Here is a 24,522-nt window from a genome sequence, read left to right on the forward strand (position 1 = left end):
TCTATAGCATAGACCTTATTCAATCAGGCTTTTCGCAATGGCTTTCACATCACTTGCTGCATCCGCTTGCGGATGTCGCGCTAAAAGTGGCATTTGTGAGCGAATAGCGTCAACTACCTTTGTGTCAGAACGAATGATACCTAAAAGCGGCGGCGAAATCTTCAAGAATCCCTCAGCTGCGCGTTTAATTGCTCCATAAGTCTTTTCGCCGTCCTTTTTAGACGGAACATTGTTGACCACAATTGAAATGTTGGCACTTGGATTGCGCGCCACAGCCAACTTTATAAATGCATATGCATCGGTCAATGATGTTGGGTCACTGGTCATTACAACAATGATACGCCCTGCATGGTTTGATAGCGTGTTTACTGATGGGTCTATGCCAGCGGCTAGGTCTAGCAGAACATGGTCATAATTTTTGGTTTGGTTTTCAAGTTCTGTCCGTATGGAATTGAGCGTTTCCTGCGATAATGAACCAAGCGCGCCAGATCCTGATTTTCCGGCAATAACGTCCATTGTTACCCCGGCAGTGTCTGTATAGGGCATGGCCACGTCACCAAGCATATAATCACCGGAAATAACGGCACCAAGATCACGTTCAGGAAGAAGTCCCAATTGTATATCAATGTTAGCAAGGCCCAGATCACCATCGAATAGCAACACCTTACGTTTCATGCCGGCAAGCGTATGGGCCAGTGTCACAGACAGCCATGTTTTACCAACACCACCTTTACCAGAGGCGATAGTGATTAGCTTGCGTTTGTGTGCAGGAGTAGTAGGGGCATTCGTCATGACAAAGGCTCTTGTTTGGTTGCCCCATCACCGCGTCTGGGCAGGGAGGTCAGTAATTTTGCGAAATTCACGGGAGTTGCAGGCTCTAGTCCCTCAGCTACATAAGGGCTGCGACTTATGCCTGCCATCGCCAGGTATCCAGGGCGAGCGGCCATCACAAGCCCGGCGTAGCGTCTGGCTGCATCAAGCTTTGTTGCAATAAAACGCCGACAGCCCAAGCGTGCAAATATGCCTGCTATTTCCTGTGCATCCAATGGGTCTAGGCCAGCAGGCAGAACCAGAACGGGCTCTGCGTCGATGGCCTGAATCATACCCAAAAGTAATTTAAGTTCTTCCATGTCGAACGGATTTGTGCCGGACGTATCAATAAGAGTTAAGTCGGCTGGAGTTGTGCGTGCACGGACTATGGCGGCCAGTTCTTCTGGTGTGTCTGCTGTTGAAACGGTTTGTTTCATAAGCTGTGCAAAATGGTCAAGCTGCTGCAGGCCGCCAGCCTTTATCGTGTCTGTTGTAATGATATGTACGCTGCGTTCATGCAAAAGAGCATCAGCCGTGAGCTTTGCTGTAGTGATCGTTTTGCCAACACCCGGTGGCCCAACAAGCATAATGGGACGCGTGGCCACATCAGTTAGCGGGTTAAAGCGGATTGTAGTATCAAGTGCGTCGGCAAAAGCGGATGATAAACTGCTTTTCTCAATTGCATTCAGTGCTGTTTTGAGGTGTTCCGCTGTTTCAAATGGAAGACCGTGATGGTTTATAACAGCAGCAATGTCTGCGCTGTCATATTCTTTGGTCGGCGTTAGTGGATACGATGCTTCAAAAGAAACAGGTGTTTCGTATGTTTGTTGCAAAGCCTCCGGAACGCGTGAGGAAGCAATGGCTTCAATAGCCGCTGTTACACGCACACCGCCTTCATTTTCTTCAATTTGAACGATGATGGCGTCCGCACCCATTTCGTTGCGAACGGCTTCCATCACCTGTTTCATCGTTTTTTCGTGAAAGGTTTTAAGACGCATTACCTTTCGGTTCCTCATAACTGGGGCTATTGCCCGAATAATTAACAGTGCGGCGTTATATGTACCGCGCTAAATTTGCTCTAAATCTGCCCAAGTGTTCGGATTTTAGCTTGTGGGTGAATCTCGTTTTGACTCATAACAACAGTTGCTGGCCTGAAGCGTTCTATAATGGAGCGCACATATGGGCGAACCAGTGGGCTTGTTAGCATCACGGGGGCTTCGCCGCGTTCGGCCTGTTGATCATAAATCAATCGCACGGCATTAATGAATTCCTGTAACTGGGTCGGGGCCATTGCAAGTTGCTTATCCTCACCTTGTCCAACAAGGCTCTCAGCGAAAGCCTGTTCCCATTCCGAGGAAAGAGTAACAAGCGGGACAAGTCCGTCAGCGTTTGCGTAAGCGGCACATAATTGCCTCCCCAGGCGAGTGCGCACATGTTCAGCAATATTAACTACATTTTGAGTGAAGCCAGTGGCTTCGGCTATACCTTCAAGAATAGTTGCAAAATCACGGATTGAGACACGCTCTATGAGCAATGTTTGCAAGACACGCTGAATGCCAGACGTGGTAATCTGGCTGGGCACAATATCTGTAACAAGTTTCTGATGTTCGCCCGGCAGGTCTTCAATAAGTTTTTGCGTTTCTGCGTATGACAGCAGATCAGCCATATTGCTTTTAATCACTTCTGTAAGGTGTGTTGTGATTACGGTCGGCGCATCAACTACAGTGTACCCGCGGAAGCTGGCTTCTTCACGTGCTGAATCGTCAACCCATGTTGCAGGCAAACCAAATGCTGGTTCTGTAGTGGCTTCACCAGCAATTTGCACCGGTTGACCTTCCGGGTCCATTATCAACAGCATTCCCGGGCGAATATCACCGCGGCCCACTTCGGTTTCTTTCACGCGCAACACATAAGTGTTTGCGGGTAATTGCATATTATCCAAAATGCGAACCGATGGCATAACGAACCCAACCTCGCTTGCAATCTGACGCCGCAATGCTTTGATCTGGTCTGTTAAGCGGAAACCACTGTCGTCATTGATGAGGGTTAGCAATCCATAACCAAGCTCGAGGCGCAATTGATCAATAGCGAGTGCTGCTGAAATAGGTTCCTCGGTTGGTTTTGCTGTTTCTATTGCGGCAGCATCGGCTGTTTCAATGTCACGTTTGTCTTGTTCTTTTCTGTTAGTGGCTGTGTAGGCACCGAAAGCGAGCGCACCGCCCATCAAGGCAAACGGCAAGAAAGGCAAGCCCGGCATTAAGCCCATTGAAATTAACAGCGCACTGGAAACGCCTAGTGCACGCGGTGCAGCGCTCATTTGACCAAATAAAGCTTTATCAACCTGACCGCTAACACCTGCTTTGGTAACAAGCATACCTGCGGCGGTAGATACAATTAACGCTGGAATTTGAGACACCAACCCGTCACCAACGGTTAAGATTGTATAGCGGCTGCCGGCCTCGGCGAATGACATATCATTGATAACAACGCCGATGATAATGCCGCCAACAATATTGATAATTGTAATCAGTAATCCGGCGATAGCATCGCCTCTCACGAATTTTGCTGCACCATCCATTGAACCAAAGAAAGTGCTTTCGTCTTCTAATTCTTTACGACGTGCAACTGCCTCTTTTTCTTCAATTATGCCTGACGAAAGATCAGCATCAATTGCCATTTGCTTGCCAGGCATTGCGTCCAGGCTGAAGCGAGCGGCAACTTCGGCAATACGCCCAGAGCCTTTGGTAATAACGATGAAGTTCACGATAACCAGTATGGAAAATACGATTATGCCAATAACAACTTCGCCGCCCATCAGAAACTGCCCAAAAGCTTCAATAACAGCACCAGCAGCATTGGTGCCAGTGTGGCCTTCCGACAAAATAAGGCGTGTCGATGCCAGATTAAGCGATAGACGCAGCATTGTGGCAATCAACAATATGGTCGGGAAACTGTTAAACTCGAGCGGTTTATGAATGAAGATAGTTGTCATCAGAACCATGACAGAAAAACTGATACTGGCAGCCAACATAACGTCCAAAAGCCAACCGGGCATTGGCACGATTAGCATCATCAGAATGGTTACCATTCCGAAAGCAAAGCCAACGTCTGTGCTTTTTAGTGCGCTAAGCATGTGACTGAGATTAAAGTCTCCGCCACCTTTACCGCCTTCTTGGCTATTTTCTGCTGCCGTGTCACTCATGCATTTTATCCATTACTCACCGGTCATACCGATGATTAGTTTATGCGCAATCAATTAAAGTGGGGCACGTTGTCCGGTATCACCTGGTTGAGGTACAGGCACACCGTCAGCATTATATTGGTTCAATTTATTGCGTAGTGTGCGAATTGAAATGCCAAGGATATTTGCGGCATGTGTACGATTGCCTAAGCAGTGCTTTAGAGTGTCGATGATTAACTCACGCTCTACTTCCGCAACGGTTTTACCAACCATCTTCACTGCAGCATCCTCACTGCTGTGAGGATCAGTTGCATCTGTACTGGATACAGTTGAGGAACCTGCTGTACTTTCACTGAGGGAAGACGGCATGGTTAAATTGCCACTAGCATCTGGAAGCATAATTGCAGACGTGCTGATGTCTGGTCCATTGGCCAACAACACACTGCGATGCATAGCATTTTCTAGCTCGCGCACATTGCCAGGCCACGCGTGTGCCTTCAGCACATTCATAGCGTCTGCGGAAATAGGGCGCTTTTCAACCTGATTAACTTCAGTATATTTTTCAGCGAAATGAGCTGCAAGTGCTGCAATGTCTTCAGGGCGTTCACGCAGCGGTGGCACGCGCAGATTAAATACGTTCAAACGGAAAAATAAATCTTCACGGAAGTCGCCGTCTTTAACAGCATCTTGCAAATTACGGTTTGATGTGGCGATGATCCGTATGTCCACATTAACAGGTTTGGAACCACCAACACGATCGATTTGGCGTTCTTGAATGGCGCGGAGAAGTTTCGCTTGTAACCGAACGTCCATTTCTGAAATTTCGTCCAAGAGTAATGTACCACCGTCGGCCTCTTCAAATTTACCAATACGGCGTGCGACTGCACCTGTGAAGGCGCCTTTTTCATGACCGAAAAGCTCTGATTCCAATAGGTTTTCAGGAATGGCGGCACAGTTGACGGCGACAAAAGGTTTGTTGGTGCGATGGCTTTTTTGGTGAACAAAACGTGCCATTACTTCTTTACCAGTTCCAGATTCGCCGGTAATCAATACACTTGCCTCAGACGGCGCGATACGTTCAGCAAGTGCCGCAACTTCTTTCATGACAGCATCACGGTATATGAACGACTGACTATCCTCGGTCACGGCTTCAAGAACTGCGGCAATCAGTTCAGCATCCGGTGGCAGCGGGATATATTCTTTTGCGCCGCCTCTAATCGCTGCAGCAGCGGTTTGTGGGTCTGTGCCAATCCCACATGCAACAACTGGTATAGAGAAATGTTCAGCGCGTAACTTTGGGATGATGCTAGGTATATCCAACGATATTTCAATCATTAGCAGATCAGCGCCGCGATTGCGCAGAATGGCGAGAGCCATATCAGCGTCTGGTGCGTGTGTAACCTGTGCACCGCGGTCCATCGCGATTTTACTAGCAGCACCCAGCTGCCCATTTAATGTTCCAACGATTAGCAATCGCATCGATCTTCTCCGTTTTACCCTACTGTTTCAGGTGCGTTATGACTTAAAGAATGTCACACGCTTGGCTGGTGGTAGGATGGTATTCAAAAGCATTTCCAGACGACGAGGGTTTTCCTTGCGCCGTATTGATGTTGCCCCCATGGCATATAAGTTATTAACAAGGCCTTCTTCCTCCGTGCAGTGTTCCGTTTTCGCTGCAAGCGGGATAAAAACCAGATGTGCTAATATGGCACCGTATAAAGTTGTAAGAAGCGCAACAGCCATAGAGGGGCCAATTTCCGCTGGGTTGTCTAAATTACCCAGCATACGTACCAATCCGATGAGCGTTCCAATCAATCCCATCGCTGGCGCGACATCACCTGCACGGCGAAGGAAATCAACGGCACGCATATGGCGAGAACTTGCTGTACTTGCTTCACGGCGCATAATCTGTTCGATCTCATCAGCCTGCGTTCCGTCAACAACTAGTTGCATAGCCTGCATCAGAAAAGGTGTGTCTTTCAGGCGCGGTAATAGGCGTTCCAACATCAAGATATCGTTGTGTTTGCGTGCTTCGACGGCAATTTTCAGCACTTTTATGGCTTCTTCATTTGGGTCACGTTGTCCGTGACGTAAAAGGTTCCATATGTTGCCGGGTAGCGAAATCATTTCTTGTAGGCGAAAGCTGATAGCGGTAACCGCAAAAGTGCCTAAAACAACAATTAGTCCACCCTGTAGGTTGATATATGCAACAGGGGAGCCACCAAGCAGAATTGCGGCAAACACAAGTAAAAAAGCAGCCAACATGCCAAACACTGTACTCATATCCAGTATGCCCCCCTTGTGCGGCAGTTTGTCGGATTAACCATCAATTTTGATGATTTCTGTCATCGTTACGCCGAGGTGGTCTTCAACAAGAACAACTTCGCCGCGTGCAACAAGTCGATTATTTACATATATATCAATTGCTTCCCCAACCTTCCGATCCAGTTCAATAACTGCACCAGGGGCAATTTTAAGAAGCTGACTTACTTCTAGTGTAGATTTGCCGAGCACAGCCTGAACACGCACAGGAACGTCAAACACAGGCTCTAGTTCCTGCGACGTGCGAATTTGGCCATCTTCCTTGGGCGCAAGGTCTGGATTCCGCGATGCATCGCTGGACAATTCCGATAGACCTACACCTTCTGTGGTTTCGCCTTCTTCTGCCATAATCTTACCTATCGTTTCTTTCCCAAATGCCGGCTGTATGTGCCGTACATCCTTTTAATTAGTTGCTTTGTAATTGTTCTTCAGTTGCTGCGTTTGCAGTTTCATCGCTTAGACCGGCAATAACAAATCGCTGTACAGCGTCTTCAATCTGATGCTGGACAATGTCTTGCTTGCGTTCCGAGCCACCATCAGGCCATTCGACCCTGCAATCCATCGAGCCGAGAGTTGGTTCGCCAAGTAAGACAATCTCACCAGCAAAGCTCGTTGCATTTTTCATCTCATCAAGCCTAGCCGCGATTTCGTCAGTTATGCCCTCGTTAACCCGCACGACAAGTCTTGGCTCCCGTGCTGCAGTTGCCAGACAATCCTCAATCAACGCCTGAACTTCTGCGGTTGGTTTTGTGCGTATCAATGCTGAGGACAATTTGGATGCGATACCATATGCAAGATGCACCATGTCCTGTTTCAAATTGGCTTCGAGTTTTTGGTGCTGATCGAACAAAGACCCAGTAGCCTCGACAAGTTGCTGCAGTACTTTCTGTGTCTCTGCTTCAATTTCACTTAAGGTTTGCGTGCGACCGTCTTCTATGCCTTTGGCATAGGCTTCCTGGCTTTGCTGCTCTGCGTCGGCTTTAAGCTGGTCAATCTCTATGTCATAGCGGCTTTTTGCGCCGCCATCGAAAGCTTGATCGAATGTATATTTAACGGGATTTGCCATCAGTAGATCAACTCGTCCTCACCTTTGTTATCAGAGAGCAAGATTTCGCCTGCTTCTGCTAGGTCTTTGGCTTTGTTAACCATTTCCATTTGAGCATCATCTACATCACGCAAGCGTACTGGACCCATGGCCTCCATATCTTCGCGAAGGATTTTTGCTGCGCGCTCAGACATGTTAGAGAAGAACAGATCGCGCAATGTGTCGGATGCGCCTTTCATGGCGAGCGCAAGTTTGTCTTTATCAACGTTACGCAGCAGCGTCTGAACACCGCTTGGGTCAAGGTTGGCAAGATCTTCAAATGTAAACATCAGTGCGCGAATGCGTTCTGCTGAATCGCGGTTGCGGTCTTCTAATGCTGCTAGAAAGCGAGATTCTGCGCTGCGATCAAGGAAGTTGAATATCTCTGCGATTGTTTCATGACTGTCACGGCGGCTCGTACGTGCCAGATTGTTCATAAATTCAACGCGGAGTGTTTGCTCCACTTTATCAAGAATGTCTTTCTGCACCGACTCCATGCGAAGCATGCGCATGATCACTTCCATAGAGAAATCTTCAGGCAATACTGATAATACGCGCGCAGCGTGTTCAGCTTTGATTTTCTGCAATACTACAGCCACTGTTTGCGGGTATTCATTCTTCAGGTAACTGGCCAGCACCATTTCATTTACGTTGCCAAGTTTGTCCCACATCGTACGGCCTGCGGGTCCGCGAATTTCATCCATGATCTGCTGAACACGATCGCCAGGAAGCATTTTACCGAGTAAACGCTCGGTATTTTCAAATGACCCGTTAAGGCTTCCAACAGTTGAAACCTGAGAGGCAAATTCGACAAAGACATTCTCAACGTCATTGGCATTAAGTGCACCAAGCGTTGACATATGCTGTGACAGTTCCTTGACCTCGTCGTCTGTTAGTTTTTCCCAGATGCCACGGCCATAATCTTCGCCGATTGCTAGCATAAACGCTGCCGCTTTTTCGGAACCTGATAATTTTCCTGCTTCAATTGCCACTGTATGACCTCTTAACGCTTATCATTTTTACTGATTTCAACGGTTCTATTGTTCGGCATAGAGCCATTGTCTCACGATAGAGACTGACTCGTCAGGGTTTGACTTGATGATGTCAGCAACTTTTTTAAGAGCCGATTCCTGAACCCGTCCTTCAACTTGCGCAACATCAATACGTGTGTCTGTTTGCATCTGGTTAGGATTGAATGTTCCGGCTTCTTTTGCCGCAACAACCAGCGCTGCAGCATTTGCATCACCGCCTGCGGCTGCGGCTAGTATTTCCGGAGTGACTTGCACAGGCCCTGCAATTGCTGGTGCAGCAGCAGCGTTGTTTTCAATTTGTGCCGTTGGATCAACTGGTGGCGGTGCATCTGGAATAGCCTCAATCAAACGAACCACAAGAGGGCGTACCACGAGTAGCAAAACAAGAATGATTGCGACGAAAGTACCGCCAGTTGTCAATACATCAATAAGGTCTTGTTTATTCAGACCGAACAGACTGAAGCCGGCTTGGGATTCACCGAAAGGTACAGGGTCTACAAAGCGAAGACTTTGTACAACGATACTGTCGTTTCGTGCTGCATCAAAAGGCACAGCAGATTCGACTAATGCACGTAACTGTTCAATTTCGTCGGCTGCGCGGTCTTGGTAAGCGGTAGTTACACCGGTAGCATCTAGTGTTCTGATACCGTCAACCAGTACAGAAATACGGATTTGTGTCACATCGCCGGGTTCTTTAACTGTTACTGTTTCAACTTTGGAGTTTTCAAAGTTTGTAGTTTCTTCTGTGGTGTTGCTGGTGTTGTTATTATTATTTAGGTTGCCTGCAGCATCAGGTAAATTGTTTCCAATAGTTACCTGGCCACCATTTTCATTGGCTTCGCTGGAGTTTTCTTCGCGCAGGTTTGACGACAAGATCACTTGGCCATCTGGGTCATATGTTGTTTGGCTGGTCGTGGTACGATTCATATCCATATCAATCGAAACTTCAGCGCGTACTCTGCCATCGCCGACACGGCGAGCCAGTAATTGTTCAATTTTTTCACGGTATTGACGCTCTTTGGCAAGACGAGCGTCCTCAAGGCTTGATAGGCTTGAGAAGTCACCTTCCGCGGCACCATCAATGAGCAAACGGCCATTTGTATCAGAGATAGTGACACGATCAGGTGATAAGCCTGGTACAGCAGACGCCACAAGCGACTGGATAGCTATAGCTTGACCTTGTCCCAGAGCACCGCTTGTTTTAAGTAAAATCGAGGCAGATGGTTGACTTTCTTCCCGTTGGAATGGGCGTCTTTCAGGCATTACGATATGAACGCGTGCTTCTGATACGGACCGAATGAATTTAATTGTGCGAGAAAGTTCGCCTTCAACGGCACGTACATAATTTACATTCAGCTCAAAGCTTGTACGACCAAAGCTGGACTCCTGATCGAAAATTTCTTTGCCAATAACACCGCCTGATAATCCGTCGCCGGCCAGTAAAAGGCGCAGTCGGTCGACCTGATCCTGCGGCACACGTACGATGCGGCCGCCGGCGGCTGTCTCATAAGGAATGCCATCATTTTCCAGACGCTGTGCAATCGAGGCTGCATCAGCTGGATCAAGATCAGTATATAAAGGAGTCATTGGTGCATTTTGTATGCCTCCAATAACTGTAAAGAAGAAAGCTAACGTTCCGACACCAACAAGAGATATCAGCAGTAAGCGGCCCGTTCCCAGATTACGAATAAATTGTAATAAACCGTCCATTTTGTCCCAGCTATGGCTAATTTCGTGCTCTTATGAGCAGCCCACAACTGAGGATTAAGACAACAAGGTAAACAGAAAGTTAAATCTAGGCAACTTTTGCCTATTAATGTTCATGTGTGTTATAAAAAGTGCTCAAATATCCGTGTTTAGGCGGATTGAGTGATAAGAGACTCATCGTTGTTACGATAGTCTTTCAGGCGTGTTGTTCTTAAACCAGCGAGACCACTTGACTCGATAGCTCGCTGCCAGCTTAAAAACTCTTCGACCGACAAAGAATAACGTTCACATGCATCTGCTAAAGTTATTTCGCCAGCCTGAACTGCGTAAACCACTTGAGCTTTTCGGCGGGCAACCCATCGTTTGGTATTACTAGGAGGTAGCTCCATACCTGACTTTACCAATTTAAGTGAAGTTTCTTTTTTACCTGATTTTAGATTTGCTGCCATTTTTACTGATATCGCCTTAACAAGTTTGCCAATTTATGTGATGGCATGACCATAACGTGAGGCCATTTAAAAAAGGTCTAATGGATGTATTAAATTCTATGCAATTGGATACGTTTTGTTAATCATTGCTCGATTTTAACGTCGCAACCAGCGAATGCGAGCGACCATTTGGCCGCTCGCAAACAAGCAAAGAGAAGTGTTAGACATTAAAGTCGGGTTAGTTCCTCAAGAATTTCATCAGAGGTCGTGATAATTCTTGTAGATGCTGAAAATGCTCGCTGTACCCGGATCAACTCAGAGAACTCATTTGCCAAGTCGACAGTTGATTGTTCAAGTGAATTAGGCGCAATAGACCCGGCACCACCGAAACCAGCTTGCTGGAGCGCAAAGTCACCTGAAAGGTCAGAGATGCCAAAAGCGTTTCCTTGCTGACGGGTTAAGCCATTCGGGTTTTGGAATATTGCAACAGGTAGCTGAAATACATCAAGTGTTAGCCCGTTATCAAATAAGGCTGATACTGTTCCGTCTTCACCAATTGATACACCGTTAACATTGTCAAAAGATGCACCATCAGCACTTGATGAAATCAAGGTGGAGATACTGTCAAATTGCGAGAAGCCATTTGCTTGACCGTCTGTACCAAAGTTAAAAACGATAGCACCTGGGTCAACAGCTGCAGCACCTGTCGCGTTGTAATCGAAGGTAAGTGCGCCATCAGGTAAGGTTACCGCTGTACCACCCGGGCCACCGCCAGTTACATTGCTGAGTGTGCTGTTAGCAAGATCAATAGATCCGTCAGTATTGAATGCTAATGTGCCTGTACCTATAAGGCCGTTTGCACCTTGAACAGCAGTATCCAATTCGGTGGGGTCATCAAACGTTAGCTCGTAGTTCCACTGATTTGTGCCTGTTTTGAGAGCAGACAATACCACAGTATGTGATCCGCCTTGGCTATCGAAAACTTGCAGGTTTGTTTCAAAATCGGCACTCGTTGTTCCTGCAGAAAGGTCACCCAAGGTATAACCCGCGGTTACTGGTGTGCTGGATTGCAAGTTTGCGCGTAATGAAACAGACGATGTTGAATCACCAAAACCATTCAGTGCATTAATGTTAATTGGTTCTAGTTCCGTTAGGTCATTCTGGTTAGATGGAATGTTGCCATTGTCATCTAGAGGCCAGCCGAGGAGGTAATGTCCAGCGGTGTTTTGGAAGAAACCTTCAGCATCCTGACTGAATGCGCCAGCGCGTGTATAAAGCACTTCGCCTTCTGTATCCGTAGCGCTTGTTCCGTCACGTACAACAAAGAAACCAGCACCATCCACAGATAGGTCAGTTGCAGAGCTTGATGGTTGCAACAAACCCTGGTTGGAAACCAGCGTTTCAGAGAACGCTCGGACACCACCTGGTGAGTATGTGGCCAATGATGAGTTTTCCGTCACAAGTGTGGAAAACCGTGATCGGGTTTCTTTATACCCGATTGTGTTTACGTTTGTGATGTTATCGGCAATTACGCCAACGCCTTCAGTGAAGGCTTGGAGGCCCGATACACCTGCTGCCAGAGCAGTGAATGCCATTTTACTTCTCCTAATACTCTTTGCGTTTTCACTTAGCTAAGGCTTTCTGCTCGTTCACACTTGGCAATGGTGTCGCCAAATGATAGCTGGTTACTTCGAGCCAGCTTTATCAGTGAGTTACTCTCCGTAAATCAACTGTAAAAGTTCAGATTGTGTGACTTGATTTGGTCCCACATTAAAGCGTGGAACACCACTAACTGTATCAATGGATGTGATGGTTTCCACTACAGCGATCGCTGGTTCAACGGTGTTACCGTCTTCATTTGTCGCTGCTATTTGTAATTCGTATGTACCTGGTTCAACTGGATTGCCTGCTGCATCTACACCAGTCCAGTTAAATTCATGTAAGCCAAAGCTTGCATCACCTGTTTCGGAATATATGAGAGACCCAGCTTCGTTCAACACGTTTAGTGTAAGGTCATCCGTATCTAAACGATTTTGGTATTGCCATTGAATACCGCTTTGGCCGTCGTGATCACCGCGTGTATTTGCAATAAGGGCATCAGTACCAAGATAATTAGCCGCTGTAGCCAAGTTGTCGTTTGAAATCAGCCCTGCCAGGTTTTCCAGGTTTTGGTTCGTTTGAATCTGCTGCTCCACTCCTGAGAATGAAACCAGTTGTTGTGTAAATTCGTTGCTATCCAGCGGATCCAACGGATCTTGATTTTGCAGCTGAGTTGTCAACAACGTCAGAAAGTCATCGAAATCTTCGGCAAGTGCTGCAGCAGAGCCTGTTGCAGCTGTTTGGCCTGTGTTTGCCGCTGATGTTACATTAAAGAGGTCAATCATTTTGTTTCTCTAACTTTCAACTTGTTAAACGCGAACGTCCAGCCCTGTTTCAGGCGTTACATGCGCTAGTATTTCTTCAAGGTCGACGGTTTCGGTCAAGTCTTCCGGATTACGGTCATCAATAGTGCTATCTGTGCTGCTATTCTCTTTCAGGGCGTCTTTTAGACGATCTTCCTGCATGGCCTCAGCAAAAGCTTTCCCGGCACTTTCTTCGCCGCCGCTATCGAGAGAGAAGGTAATACCATCATCTTCGGTTTTGCTGCCGCCAGCTTCAATTGCCCGTTCAAGTCCGCGTGCTTCGCGTTGTAATAATTCAAGCGTCTCCGGGCGTTCTACAAACACGTTGGCTCTCACCATGCCATCAGCGCCGAACTTTAATTTAACAGTAACTTTACCAAGCTCAGGTGGATCCATGCGCATGGCGAATTCATTTTCGCCTGCTTTAACGGCACGCGTCACATTCACATTCAATTGTTTAGCAATGTGCCCACCCATTGTGGGGTTGGGTTTTCCACCCATTAAACCCATTCCCAGCAAGCCAGTGCCGTCACCTCTAAGGCCTGTAAGGCCGCTGGCAATTGTGTCTGTTCCAAGCCCATCGGTTAATCCAGCCGCGCGTTCAGGTGTCCAGGTGCCAGACCATGGGGAAGACCAATCAACGGATGTTCGTTGCACAGGTGCTACCTGGTCGATGTTCGTGCGCGTGCTGATGGCTGCATCACTCGGGGTCGAAATATTCAGAGTTTCGCGTTTTTCAGTGATCGGTGTTGAACGAGCGGTTGCTGATTCAAAAGATTGTGGAGCCGCACTCGCAGCTGTCAAAGAGGCTGTCTGCGTGCTAGTGGGTGAATTTGTACTTGTTTGGTTTTGTATGCGCTGATTTGCTAGAAAACCATTTTCCCGTGATTTCTGCAGCACATTAAGCACTTGCCCGTCAGCATCAATATTTTCATCAATGATGTTCTCGGCATTGCCTCTTGTTGCGGCACCATCGGAGGAGGCTTGTATAGCTGCCTGACGACCTAGTTGCTGCGTTTCAACTTGCTTAAAGGCGTTATTAGCAAAAGAGTTTAGCTCATCTGAAGCAGACGGCGTTTGTATCAAGGTGGCATTTACTGGAGTACCTGTTGAAGCACTTGTAGGCGATACCTGCGGTGTATTGGTATTATTAGCTGGTGATATCTCAGTAATGGGGGCAGAACCCGCTGCTGTGTTTACTGAACTTTGGACGGTGGTGTGGACACTATTTAATTCAGCCACTGGCAAAACATGTCCGGCACCTCGAATTTGCGTTAGACTATTCGCGTTTGCTAATTCAGTAACGGTCGGTAGTGGAGAAAACTTTGCTGATACTGTATCAGTTGCTGCTTCCTGAGGTGAACTGGCAACAAGCGGCGCAGTTTGGCTTATACTTCCCAGTTCCTGAGTGGTAGCGGTAAATCCTACTGACAAACCATCTTCAAGACCAATAATTCCAATAAGAGGTGTTGCAGTTGGGTCTTCTTCATCGAATGATGGGAAGAAAACACCTGCGCCTCTTAGAGACTGGACTATAATGGGGTTGCCGTCTGTGACTGTAGGATCAATTAGTAAGTTTTCATCTGTCGGTGTTGCTGCCAAGCCAGCATTGGCTGTTTGTTGTAACTCTGCATATGCGGCGGTTTGTTCAGTGCCCCTTGTCTCTGGCAGAACAGAAGTAAGTTGAGCGATATGTTCAGGGAAACCGTTGAGAGCTTCCTGAATATCTGTGGCAGATACTTCACCTGTTAGCCCGGCAAGGTCAGTTGGTGTGTTGCCAAGCAAGGGGAGTAGGTTTGTAGTTACATTTTCGACAGCGTTCATCTTATTTACTTATGGTCTGTAGTTTCGCCATTTCTGTGGCTCGCCATTCGTGTTGGCGGTATATAAGCAATTGGTGGGCCAGTTTTCAAAAACTGCTGAAAAGCTGGGGTTTCATGTTTCTTGTTCTTCGCAGTAGCGTGTATATTCAGAATAAATGCGGATTTTGCCCGGCAAGATTGCACAGAGCATTATTGCTCGGAATCCCTTGCCTCTTTGCCCTATCAGTCTTATATGGCGGTTGGTGTACCCAAATTGTGTACAATGGAAAAATATGACCACAGTATTGAACAGTCTTGGATTTGAGCGCAAACCTGCGGATACGCGGGTTGTTGTTGCTATGTCTGGCGGCGTAGATAGCTCAGTGACCGCAGGCCTTCTTAAAGAGCAAGGTTACGATGTGGTTGGTATTACGCTGCAACTATATGATCACGGCGTTGCTGTTCAAAAGAAAGGTTCGTGCTGCGCAGGACAAGACATTCACGATGCTCGGCGTGTTGCTGAAGAGTTAGGTATTCCGCACTATGTACTGGATTATGAAAGCCGGTTCAAAGAGCAAGTGATGGAAGACTTTGCTGATAGCTATATCAAAGGTGAAACACCGATCCCTTGCGTGCGCTGTAATCAGACTGTGAAATTCAAAGACTTGCTCGCGACAGCGCAAGATCTGGGCGCTGATTGTATGGCGACAGGTCATTATGTTCAGCGTGTTGTTGGTGAAGGTGGTAAAGCGCACCTGCTACGCGGTAAAGATAATGGCAAAGACCAAAGTTATTTCTTATTTGCCAGTACGCAGGAACAAATTGACTTCTTGCGTTTTCCGCTTGGCGGTATGGATAAGGAAGAAACTCGTGCGCACGCAGAGCGTTTCGGCCTTATTGTTGCGGACAAGCCGGATAGTCAGGACATATGTTTTGTGCCAGAAGGCGGTTATGTAAGCGTGATTGAACGCTTGCGTCCCGGCGCTATGGAGCCAGGCGATATCGTTGATATAGACGGTAACGTCTTGGGTCAACACAAGGGCATTGTGCGCTATACTATTGGCCAGCGCCGTGGCATAGGCATTGGCGGCACCGAAGATCCTCTATATGTTTTGAAGCTGGACCCTGCACGCCGCCGTGTGATTGTTGGCCCGAAAGAGGCACTGGCTACTCGTGAAATTTTGGTTAAGGAAGTGAGCTGGATTGGTGAAGATGTACCTAATGACGGTTTGTTGGTAACGGCAAAAATTCGCTCTACGCGACCGGGTGTGTCTGCAAAACTGTTCGCGGGCAATGATGGTACAGCACGAATAGAATTGCTTGAGCCTGAAACCGGCGTTTCACCGGGGCAGGCCGCAGTGTTTTATCATGATGACCGCGTTTTAGGTGGCGGTTGGATCAGCGGTGCAATAAGTACTGATCCACGTCTTGAGGACGCTGCCTAGCGGAACAGTACACCGCCTTTGATAACATGTTTCACGCGCCGCATGTCAGATAGGTGCGATAGCGGATCACCGTCTACAATAATAATATCTGCCAGTTTGCCAGCTTCAAGTGTGCCAATTTTGTCTTGTTGTTGCATGACCAGTGCATTGGTTTTTGTTGCTGCAACTAGAACTTCCATATTGGTCATGCCGGTTTCTTCTTGCATCAGCACCATTTCTTTCCACATCGCGTCATGATGTGGATTTGCACGTGTGCCACTGTCAGTCGAAACGGTGAAAATTGCGCCGGCTTCCTTGAGTTGACGCAGCTTTGCCATGCGTCCAGCTCGATGAGCGCTTGCCTTATCGTATAGCGGGTGGTCAGTCAGGTCCACTTCACGATATGATTTGCGCACATCTGCGTACAAGTCGGCTGGCAGATCACGTATCCAGCGCGGGTCATCTGTTAGTTCAGGGTTTTCTATGATTTGACGCAAACCATCTCGGGCAATGATGGTGGCTGCCATGGCAACTTTTTGATCAAGGATCATTTGCACGATATCGTCGTCATAAGCAGTTGCTTCATATTCGCCGATATGTTCGATGGTGTCGTATTCGCCGATGCCAGCTTTCAAGGCGGTGCGAATAGCTTCGGCGGCATAAATATGTGATGCAACACGCAGGCCTTGCTTGTGCGCTTCATCATATATCGCGGCTAACTCTTCCTGAGACAGTGCTTCATCTTGTGTTTTTATAACATCTGCGCCCATTTCTTTTAATTTGCGCACTTTTTCGCGGGCGTCTTCAGGGCTCTCAATAACCCATGTGTCTTTATAGCCATCAGATACGAAGGCTGTTGCTGTCTTACGTAAAAAAGGACCGGCGATAAAAGTGCGAGGCCCAGGGATTTTGCCAGAGTTAACCTGGTCGCGTAGCCAGAAAATATTGCTAACATCAGCGCCGAGGTCACGCACGCTGGTTACACCTGCCATCAACATGGCTTTCGCTGCTGCAGGCATGATATCTGATCGCATACGGTTTTCGTATTTACCAAACCAGTGATTATAATCGCTATGGCCGAGGATATCGAAATGTACATGGATGTCGATCAAGCCGGGCATCACGGTCATGCCGTTAGTATCAATTATTTTGGTGCCTGTTGGAATGTTGATATCGTCTTCATTGCCAACCGCAATGATACGTTCGCCGTCCATTAAAATGACGCCGTCAACAATGGGTGCACCGCCATTGCCATCAATTATGCGGCCACCTTTGAGTGCGGTGATATCAACGGCATTTGCAGCCGAGATAGTGAAAAGAGCAATGATAAGGCAAGAGAGATAACGAAACACAAAAATTCCCCTGATATTATGTTTGGCAACGCATTGAAAGACATACCACGTTCGCAGCAATTCCGGCAAATACGACAGCTTTGTATCGCGTGATACTTATTTATTGTTTGAACTGGGCTGGGAAATCGTCTGGTTTTACGCGTTCAAATTTTGCTGTGCGCCCAAGCAGTGAAATCCCAATATAACCGCGCATCTTGAGAATATTTCCATTTTCCTCAAGTTCCATTTTGGCATCATAGGTTTTGCCATTGTTTGGATCGTAGACCTTACCATTTTTCCAGCGATTTTTTCGCGCGTCATATTTGAAACCCCACAAGAAAACAACACCTTTCAAACTGCGTTCCTTCAGTGCCGGGTCAGGGTTTTTTGTATCAATAGCAGGCTTTTCACTCCAGCGAGTGATACCTTCCACAGACGGTGAGCCAGTGTTTTCTGTCAGGCGAATTTCAAAAATCGCGTCTTTGGTCTGATTCCAGAAAAATCCATTATATGCATCAGCATCGTTAGCACTCGCATTCCATGCAAGCGTTATTGATGTGCAAACTGCAAAGAGCAACAAAGTGAGGTGGCGCATCATTATATTCGCTTTCTGTTGTGATTGCAGTGACCATTGCATGGTCAACTAGAAACAGAAAGAGCGAATTTACTCGGCAGCCACTGCATCCATCTCAGCAGGTGCATGAAAGCGTTTCATAATAGTATCACGCTTGGATGGCTTTATGTATGCTTTCGACATATCACCGTTCATCTGTTTTGCTACTAAAGGATCCATAATTTTAAACCAGATAGGGGGATTCCATGCGGCTAAATACATGGTGAAGTATCCTGCAGGTAACTGCGGTGATGTATCAAAATGGCGAAGGCATTGATAAGGTCGTTCAGCATGTGCGTGATGATCAGAATGGCGTTGTAGATGAAACAGTAATACATTGGACACAACGTGATTTGCATTCCAGCTATGATGTGGTTGCACGCGTTCATATGTTCCGTCCGCGCGTTTGCTGCGCATTAAACCATAATGCTCGATGTAATTTGCGCTCGAAAGCATCAGGTTAGAGAGCAGGGCGGCAATAAGAAGAAATGGAACGACTATCAAACCGAAAATCGCTGTTATGCCAGCGTAAAGGCCAATTGTGATAAGACTATTTAACAGGACTTCGTTTTCAAGTGAAAAGGCAGACTTTCCTTTGCGTTCCAAACGTTTGCTCTCGATTGACCATGCACGTTTGAAGCCGCCCGGGAGTTCATGCAGCACAAACTCATAAAAGCTTTCACCCATCATTGATGTGGCACTGTCTTCAGGTGTGGCAACCTGAACATGGTGCCCAAAGTTATGCTCAATACGGAAGTGGCCCATGCCGCATAGGCAAAGAAAGAAGCGTGTGAACAACAAGGAAGTTTTGTCACGCCTGTGGCCAACTTCATGGCCTGTGTTCAGTGCGCCAGCACCTACTAGGCCAACTGTAATTGTTGTTGCAATGTAAACATTCCAGTCAAATGGTTGCGACGAGATAAACCACGCGCCTGCAATCCAAACAAGGTACGCAAGAGGTGCCCCCGAAAATGCGGACCAACGATAAAATGGGTCATCGCGTAATGCGGGGATCGCTTCCTTTGGTGGGTTGCTCGTATCTTCGCCCACCATCATTTCAATGACAGGAATGAAAACATAGAAAAAGATAGGCGTGAACCACAGTGCTAATCCATTGCCTGTTTCCATGTAAAGCCAGAACCCTAAAAAAGGTAATATTACCAAGATGGTTGCGAGTGGCCAAAGATACTTCTTGGGGTCTTTATATGGTGTGGTTGCAGCTTGAGACATGATTCTACCTTCAGCGTAGTTAATCTAATTCACAATACAGGCTATCTTTAATGATAAAATTGTCAATAGTGAATTAATTTTCTGATAACGCTATATATTTCAGAGGATTATGACTGGTATGGTTATGGAATTAAAAAAGCACGCCCCACAGTGTGGAGCGTGCTTTACGAATCACCTATTCGGGGGAGGAGGAAAACCAATGCTTGGGGGAGGAGGTTTTCTTTGGTGATCTGCGCTTGAAAAGATATTTAGCAACTATGCTAAAATTATGCAAAACGATTTAATTTATTATTATAATCGACATAAACGATATGTTGGAATTTACACTAGATATTGACCTTGGGTTATGATCACGTTGGTTGGTAAGTGTATTAGCAAGAGCTTTAGAATGGCAGAAACGAAAAAAACACGCACAAGACTATCACCTGAAGAACGCCGTGAACAATTGCTGCAGGCCGCTATTGATTTATTCGCTGAACGCGGTTTTGGTGAAGCCAAGCATGCTGATATTGCCAAACGTGCAGGCGTTTCAACCGCCGCAACATTTGTTTATTTTCCAACAAGAGAAGAGTTGTTGATTGCGGTGGTTGAGGAAGTTGCACGGTTCTATCTAGCGTTATTTGATGGAATAGAAGGTGGAAAGGGCACAGCCTCAGATGTTCTGCATGGCCTAGCGGCAAGGATTGTCAGCCTTGTTGATACGCATCTGAGTTACGTTTTAGTGCAGCATGGCTGGGCTGCCCGATTTGATAAAGACCTGCGCACTCGTTTTCTCGCATTTCAGGACCAGGTGCTTAGCAAGATTAGTGAAATTCTGTGGGCGTCAGAGGATAATATGATGCGCGATGGTCGTGATGATGCGCGTATTTTACTTTCTGCTAGTGAGGCACTGGCAATCATGAAAGTGGACGGCGAACCTGATGAAAAATTGGAACGATTCACCAAACACACGATTGAGGTTGTGCTGGCATATGGTAAGTCGAATTGATTAGAAAGGGGCGCATTTGAAGGAGATAGGTGATGATTGCAAGGTCGCGGTTCGTTATTGCGGTTCCTGATTTGGCAGTATCTTCAGCTTTTTATCGAGACATACTCGGATTTAAAATACACGCAATTGATGATCCAGGCTGGCTTTTTTATACTAAAGACAATGTATGTATTATGGCTGGGGAATGTCCAGATGCTATCCCCCCTAATGAATTGGGGGACCATTCTTTTTTTGCTTATCTCGTGGTTGATGAAATTGATGAATATTATAAAGCTTTGAATAAGAAAGGCGTAAAGTTCACCAAAGAGCTACGTCTGGAACCATGGGGAATGATCGAATTTGGCCTAAGAACCATTGATGGGCACCGTATAATGGTTGGTAAACCTGAGTAAGTATTAAACCCTTTAGTTTCTCCTCAAAAAAGGCCCCAGCGGTTGCTGAGGCCTTTATCGTTTAGTTTATTTATGTTTATGCATTTGGGCCGTTAGTCGCCAACCTTAGTCGGGAACTTCGGTGCATTTGGCTGTTTAACCGGTTTATATGTTTCCAGGCTTTTCAGCACTTCCTGAACGGCCCGCTCAAGCTGTGTATCCCGCCCATTGTTAACGGCACTAGGGTCAAGCTCCACATCAATATCCGGTGCAGCACCTTCATTTTCGATGCGCCATTCGCCTTCAGGCGTGAACACACGAAAGAATGGTACAGTCAGGAAGCCGCCGTCAATCAAGCGCGGGTTAGCTGAAATACCGATCAAGCCACCCCACGTGCGTTTGCCAATAAGCGGCCCAAGCCCCATACGCTTGAAGCTGTAAGGCAGGAAGTCGCCGCCCGAGCCTGCATCTTGGTCAATCAACATAACTTTTGGACCGAACACAGCGCCGCCCGGTGTGTCATACACAAGACCATCTCTGTCTTTCCAGCTAGACAAATATTGGCGTGCAAGTACATCGGTAATGTAGTTTGCGGCCTGACCGCCACCGTTTTGGCGCTCGTCAATGACCATGCCTGCCTTATCGGTTTGTGCAAAGAACATACGGTTAAAGTATGTGTAACCGCCACCACCAGTGTTGGGTAGGTAAACATAACCAACCTTGCCGCCAGAGGCTTCTTCGACTTTCTTGCGGTTCCCTTCAACCCAAGCCCAGTTGCGGATTTGGCGTTCATTAGCTATTGGTTCTACCACCACACTGCGCGCATCTGAGCCGTCAGCATTGTTGCTAACACTAAGATTAACCTGTTTGCCAACAGTTTGAACGAAATGTTGGAAGATATTGGTACTACCATCAACCGGCGCACCATTTACAGACAAGATGTAATCACCCTCATTCACGCCAATGCCAGGTGCTGATAGCGGAGCGGCAAGGAACGGATTCCAGTCTTCACCAGTGTATATGCGTTTGACGCGGTACTTACCGTTTTCAACGCGCAAGTCTGCACCCAGTAAGCCAATGGCAACACGGTCATCGGCATACAGGTCGCCGCCACCGGTTCGGTTGTGGCCAACCTGTACTTCTGAGATCATATCTACAAGCAAGCGGTTCAGGTCTGTGCGCGTGGCAACATGCTCTACAAGCGGTTGGTATTTTGTGTAGATGCCATTCCAATCAAGGCCGTGCATGTTTGGTGCATAGAAATACTGGTGTTCAAGGCGCCACGTTTCGTCAAAGATCTGCGCCCATTCTTCGCGCGGGTTGATGAAGGCTTTTACGTCACTTGTGTTGAGGCGTTCTGCTTTGATGTTTGCTTCAGCTTTTGCTGTCATCAGGCGGTTGCCCGGTGTGCGTACGATAACCATTTTGCCATCAGAAGACAGGTTGAAATCGTTGATGCGTTCCATCGCTGTGCTTGCTTTACGTTCTTTAAAGTCAAAGCGCATCAGCTCACTATCGCGCGGCCCGCGACCATTTGTTTCAACTGAGGCACCCGCTTGCGGATTTTGAACAAAGAACAAGCTGCCGTCATGAGCAACCTGTAGACCTGTGTAGAACCGCTCCGCTACTGGCAACGCTACAATGCGGTCGCTTATGCCAGCAACATCAACTTTGGTGCCTTTGTCTTCGTCCTTATCGCTTTCTTCTGCTTTATCAGCAGGCTTTGCTTCCTCATCGCCGGTTTTTGGCAGTAATGGTGATTTGCCGTCAGCAGAGAGTACAACAGCATATATACCGTAACGCTGCGGTCGCTCCTGAGATGTCATATCAAGTCCAACAGCAGTAGAACCTGCGTTAGTGGACGCGGTGAAATACAAATACTGACCATCTGGGCTGAACGCGGGGCTTGCTGTGTTGCTCATGCGGTCTGTTACTTGTGTATGTGTACCGTCTTCAAAGCTATAGAGGAACATGTCGCTCATGAAGTTGGCGCGTGCCACAGTATACGCAAGCCATTTTCCATCGTTGCTGAGGCTGATCTCTGCACCGTTGCGTCGCTCGTCAGTATAAATTCTGGTTTTGTCACCAGAGTCTGTATCAATTGACCAAACGCTGAGATGGTTATCTGCATAAATGATTTTGCTGCCATCATTTGCCCAAGCAAGCAAGGTGTAGTCATCTTCTCCTAGTGTAAATGTTTTGTTGGCTTCGCCCATTTGGTCCGCCAGCACTAATTCCCATTTGCGAGTTTTGTCGCTGAGGTAGGCAATACCTTCGCCTGTTGGGGACCACAGACCTGTTTCTTCTTTTACGCCTGAGGTGCGCGTCAGGTTGCGCGTGCTGCCATCTTCAAGTGGTACAGTGTAGATGTCGCCGCGTGCTGTTACAATTGCGCGTTTTCCTGTTGGCGACAGGGCGTAATTGGACAGGTTGACCATAGCATCTTTCCACTGAGGGCGTGCTTCTGGCAGGTCAGAGTTTACTGTGATGTCAATATCGCGAATGCGACCATTTTCGGTATTTAGTTCACGCAGGTCCCCAGCGGTTGTAGTAAACAGAATACTGTTGCCGTGTGCGCGGGCATAGTTAACGTCAAAGTCTTTCTGGTCTGATGCCATCGAGACAGACTTAGACCTGCTGTCGTATTTCCAGATGTTTTTCATGCCGCTGCGGTCCGACAGGAAGTACACATCACGCCCAACCCACATAGGGTTGGTGTCGCTTGCACGCTCATGTGGCACCTTTTCAAGATCGCCTGATGCCGGGTTTAAAATCCAGATAGGCGGGGTGGAACCACCACGATGGTTGCGCCAACCACTGCTGCCGCGGTGTGCTGTATTATATGGCTGGTATGCAAGGCGCTCACCGCGTGCGTCCCAAACGCCGTCCTGGATAACTGCATCCATTACTTTTACAGGGAAACCGCCTTCTGCACTGATGTGCCAGGCTTGCGCGCTGCGGCCGCTTGTCATTTCGCGGCGCGATGTAAACAGCACGGTTTCGCCGCCTGGTGTCCATCCCTGAACGATATCAGCACCAGGGTGCCATGTCAGGCGTTTGGGTTGGCCGCCTGTGGCTGGAATGGTGTAAACGTCTGTGTTGCCGTCATAGTTGGCAGAAAATGCAATTGTTTTCCCATCTGGTGAGAAAGTAGGGCGCATTTCTGTAGCTTGGCGCGTGGTAAGTTGACGCGGATTTGCACCGTCTCTGTCTGCAATCCAGATGTCACCACCGTACGTGAAGGCGATATGGTCCGCTGATATAGCGCCTTCTTTAAGTAATTTTGTTTCCGCTAATGCACCGGTTGATGCGGCGATAGCACTGATACTGACTGATATTGCCAGCGACTTTAATATCTTCTTCACGAAGCCCTCCCTTAAACAAAAGCTATGCACAAGGGTACAGCCCGTTCCCCCACATGCATGCAACGACAAAACATTGCAGTGCTGTGCAATGCAGAGTCAAGCATGATCCAAAATGTATAGAGCCGATGTGGTTTATGTGTTTATGGTTTTGATGTGCGAATTATGCACAAAAGCGGCTTGACGGGCGCGGAGCCCTCTTATATACCAGCCCAGCTTTTGGCGGCTGTGTAATAGTTTTGAGTTTACAAAATTACAAACGCGTTAAAGGCGTAACCATACTTATTATGGCCGAGTAGCTCAGTTGGTTAGAGCAGTGGAATCATAATCCATGTGCCGGGGGTTCAAATCCCTCCTCGGCTACCATTTCGAAAGCCGGTCCTTAGGGCCGGCTTTTATTTTTGCTTTAGAGTGCGCATTTTCAGATGAAAAGATA

General features: G+C 47.4%; 20 protein-coding genes and 1 tRNA gene. 4 read left to right on the top strand and 17 right to left on the bottom strand.

Features of this window, described 5'->3' with window-relative positions:
- Positions 1-15 precede the first annotated feature (15 nt).
- The 13 genes from OEU88_RS08925 to OEU88_RS08985 all read right to left on the bottom strand — a co-directional run bounded on the left by OEU88_RS08925 (position 16) and on the right by OEU88_RS08985 (position 14,789).
- Positions 16-792, bottom strand: a complete 777-nt coding sequence (locus tag OEU88_RS08925; RefSeq protein WP_262694810.1) for a nucleotide-binding protein — start codon at positions 790-792, stop codon at positions 16-18.
- Complete coding sequence (locus tag OEU88_RS08930; RefSeq protein WP_262694811.1) at positions 789-1,808, bottom strand: flagellar biosynthesis protein FlhF; 1,020 nt, start codon at positions 1,806-1,808, stop codon at positions 789-791. Before OEU88_RS08930 ends, OEU88_RS08925 begins: the two co-directional genes overlap by 4 nt.
- A gap of 80 nt (positions 1,809-1,888) precedes the next feature.
- Entirely contained in the window at positions 1,889-4,012 is a 2,124-nt protein-coding gene (flhA, locus tag OEU88_RS08935; protein WP_262694812.1) for a flagellar biosynthesis protein FlhA, read from the bottom strand.
- A gap of 54 nt (positions 4,013-4,066) precedes the next feature.
- Positions 4,067-5,470 (bottom strand): sigma-54-dependent transcriptional regulator FlbD, encoded by a 1,404-nt coding sequence (gene flbD, locus OEU88_RS08940; RefSeq protein ID WP_262694813.1) that lies wholly within the window; start codon positions 5,468-5,470, stop codon positions 4,067-4,069.
- 36 nt (positions 5,471-5,506) lie between these two features.
- On the bottom strand, positions 5,507-6,274 hold the full coding sequence (locus OEU88_RS08945; RefSeq protein ID WP_262694814.1) for a motility protein A: 768 nt from the start codon (positions 6,272-6,274) through the stop codon (positions 5,507-5,509).
- Positions 6,275-6,310: 36 nt separating this feature from the next.
- Positions 6,311-6,661, bottom strand: coding sequence for a flagellar motor switch protein FliN (gene fliN / locus OEU88_RS08950; RefSeq protein WP_262694815.1), 351 nt, complete (start codon positions 6,659-6,661; stop codon positions 6,311-6,313).
- 58 nt (positions 6,662-6,719) lie between these two features.
- Positions 6,720-7,379 (bottom strand): FliH/SctL family protein, encoded by a 660-nt coding sequence (locus tag OEU88_RS08955; protein WP_262694816.1) that lies wholly within the window; start codon positions 7,377-7,379, stop codon positions 6,720-6,722.
- Positions 7,379-8,389 carry a flagellar motor switch protein FliG gene (gene fliG / locus OEU88_RS08960; RefSeq protein ID WP_262694817.1) on the bottom strand — a complete coding sequence of 337 codons (1,011 nt, stop codon included), beginning with the start codon at positions 8,387-8,389 and terminating at the stop codon, positions 7,379-7,381. The genes OEU88_RS08955 and fliG overlap by 1 nt, the downstream gene beginning before the upstream one ends.
- A gap of 45 nt (positions 8,390-8,434) precedes the next feature.
- Positions 8,435-10,138: a flagellar basal-body MS-ring/collar protein FliF gene (fliF, locus tag OEU88_RS08965; protein WP_262694818.1), complete on the bottom strand. Its 1,704-nt coding sequence runs from the start codon at positions 10,136-10,138 to the stop codon at positions 8,435-8,437.
- Positions 10,139-10,284: 146 nt separating this feature from the next.
- Positions 10,285-10,524, bottom strand: a complete 240-nt coding sequence (gene sciP / locus OEU88_RS08970; protein WP_394805248.1) for a CtrA inhibitor SciP — start codon at positions 10,522-10,524, stop codon at positions 10,285-10,287.
- Between the two features lie 266 nt (positions 10,525-10,790).
- A complete protein-coding gene (locus tag OEU88_RS08975; protein WP_262694819.1) occupies positions 10,791-12,158 on the bottom strand; it encodes a flagellar hook protein FlgE in 1,368 nt (455 codons plus the stop codon).
- A 117-nt stretch (positions 12,159-12,275) separates the two neighbouring features.
- A complete protein-coding gene (locus OEU88_RS08980) occupies positions 12,276-12,947 on the bottom strand; it encodes a flagellar hook assembly protein FlgD (RefSeq protein ID WP_262694820.1) in 672 nt (223 codons plus the stop codon).
- A gap of 24 nt (positions 12,948-12,971) precedes the next feature.
- Complete coding sequence (locus tag OEU88_RS08985) at positions 12,972-14,789, bottom strand: flagellar hook-length control protein FliK (RefSeq protein ID WP_262694821.1); 1,818 nt, start codon at positions 14,787-14,789, stop codon at positions 12,972-12,974.
- 271 nt (positions 14,790-15,060) lie between these two features.
- On the opposite strand from OEU88_RS08985, the gene mnmA reads away from it, so the two are divergent.
- A complete protein-coding gene (gene mnmA / locus OEU88_RS08990; RefSeq protein ID WP_262694822.1) occupies positions 15,061-16,212 on the top strand; it encodes a tRNA 2-thiouridine(34) synthase MnmA in 1,152 nt (383 codons plus the stop codon).
- Here mnmA and OEU88_RS08995 read toward each other — a convergent pair.
- From OEU88_RS08995 to OEU88_RS09005, 3 genes are all read right to left on the bottom strand, one after another.
- Positions 16,209-17,543 carry an amidohydrolase family protein gene (locus OEU88_RS08995; protein WP_262694823.1) on the bottom strand — a complete coding sequence of 445 codons (1,335 nt, stop codon included), beginning with the start codon at positions 17,541-17,543 and terminating at the stop codon, positions 16,209-16,211. The genes mnmA and OEU88_RS08995 overlap by 4 nt on opposite strands.
- A gap of 100 nt (positions 17,544-17,643) precedes the next feature.
- Positions 17,644-18,120: a DUF2147 domain-containing protein gene (locus OEU88_RS09000; protein ID WP_262694824.1), complete on the bottom strand. Its 477-nt coding sequence runs from the start codon at positions 18,118-18,120 to the stop codon at positions 17,644-17,646.
- 66 nt (positions 18,121-18,186) lie between these two features.
- Positions 18,187-19,365, bottom strand: a complete 1,179-nt coding sequence (locus OEU88_RS09005; protein WP_262694825.1) for an alkane 1-monooxygenase — start codon at positions 19,363-19,365, stop codon at positions 18,187-18,189.
- A gap of 388 nt (positions 19,366-19,753) precedes the next feature.
- Here OEU88_RS09005 and OEU88_RS09010 point away from each other — a divergent pair, with 388 nt between their 5' ends.
- Positions 19,754-20,353 carry a TetR/AcrR family transcriptional regulator gene (locus OEU88_RS09010; protein WP_262694826.1) on the top strand — a complete coding sequence of 200 codons (600 nt, stop codon included), beginning with the start codon at positions 19,754-19,756 and terminating at the stop codon, positions 20,351-20,353.
- Between the two features lie 32 nt (positions 20,354-20,385).
- On the top strand, positions 20,386-20,745 hold the full coding sequence (locus OEU88_RS09015; protein WP_262694827.1) for a VOC family protein: 360 nt from the start codon (positions 20,386-20,388) through the stop codon (positions 20,743-20,745).
- Between the two features lie 92 nt (positions 20,746-20,837).
- On the opposite strand, the gene OEU88_RS09020 is transcribed toward OEU88_RS09015, so the two are convergent.
- The gene (locus tag OEU88_RS09020; RefSeq protein ID WP_262694828.1) at positions 20,838-24,089 is read right to left on the bottom strand and encodes a S41 family peptidase; all 3,252 of its coding nucleotides are present in this window, start codon (positions 24,087-24,089) and stop codon (positions 20,838-20,840) included.
- Between the two features lie 286 nt (positions 24,090-24,375).
- Between OEU88_RS09020 and OEU88_RS09025 the strand changes: the two genes are divergently transcribed.
- Positions 24,376-24,452 (top strand) — tRNA-Met (locus OEU88_RS09025).
- Positions 24,453-24,522 lie beyond the last annotated feature (70 nt).

The sequence above is a fragment of the Kordiimonas aquimaris genome, from assembly GCF_025574485.1.
Classification (GTDB): domain Bacteria; phylum Pseudomonadota; class Alphaproteobacteria; order Sphingomonadales; family Kordiimonadaceae; genus Kordiimonas; species Kordiimonas aquimaris.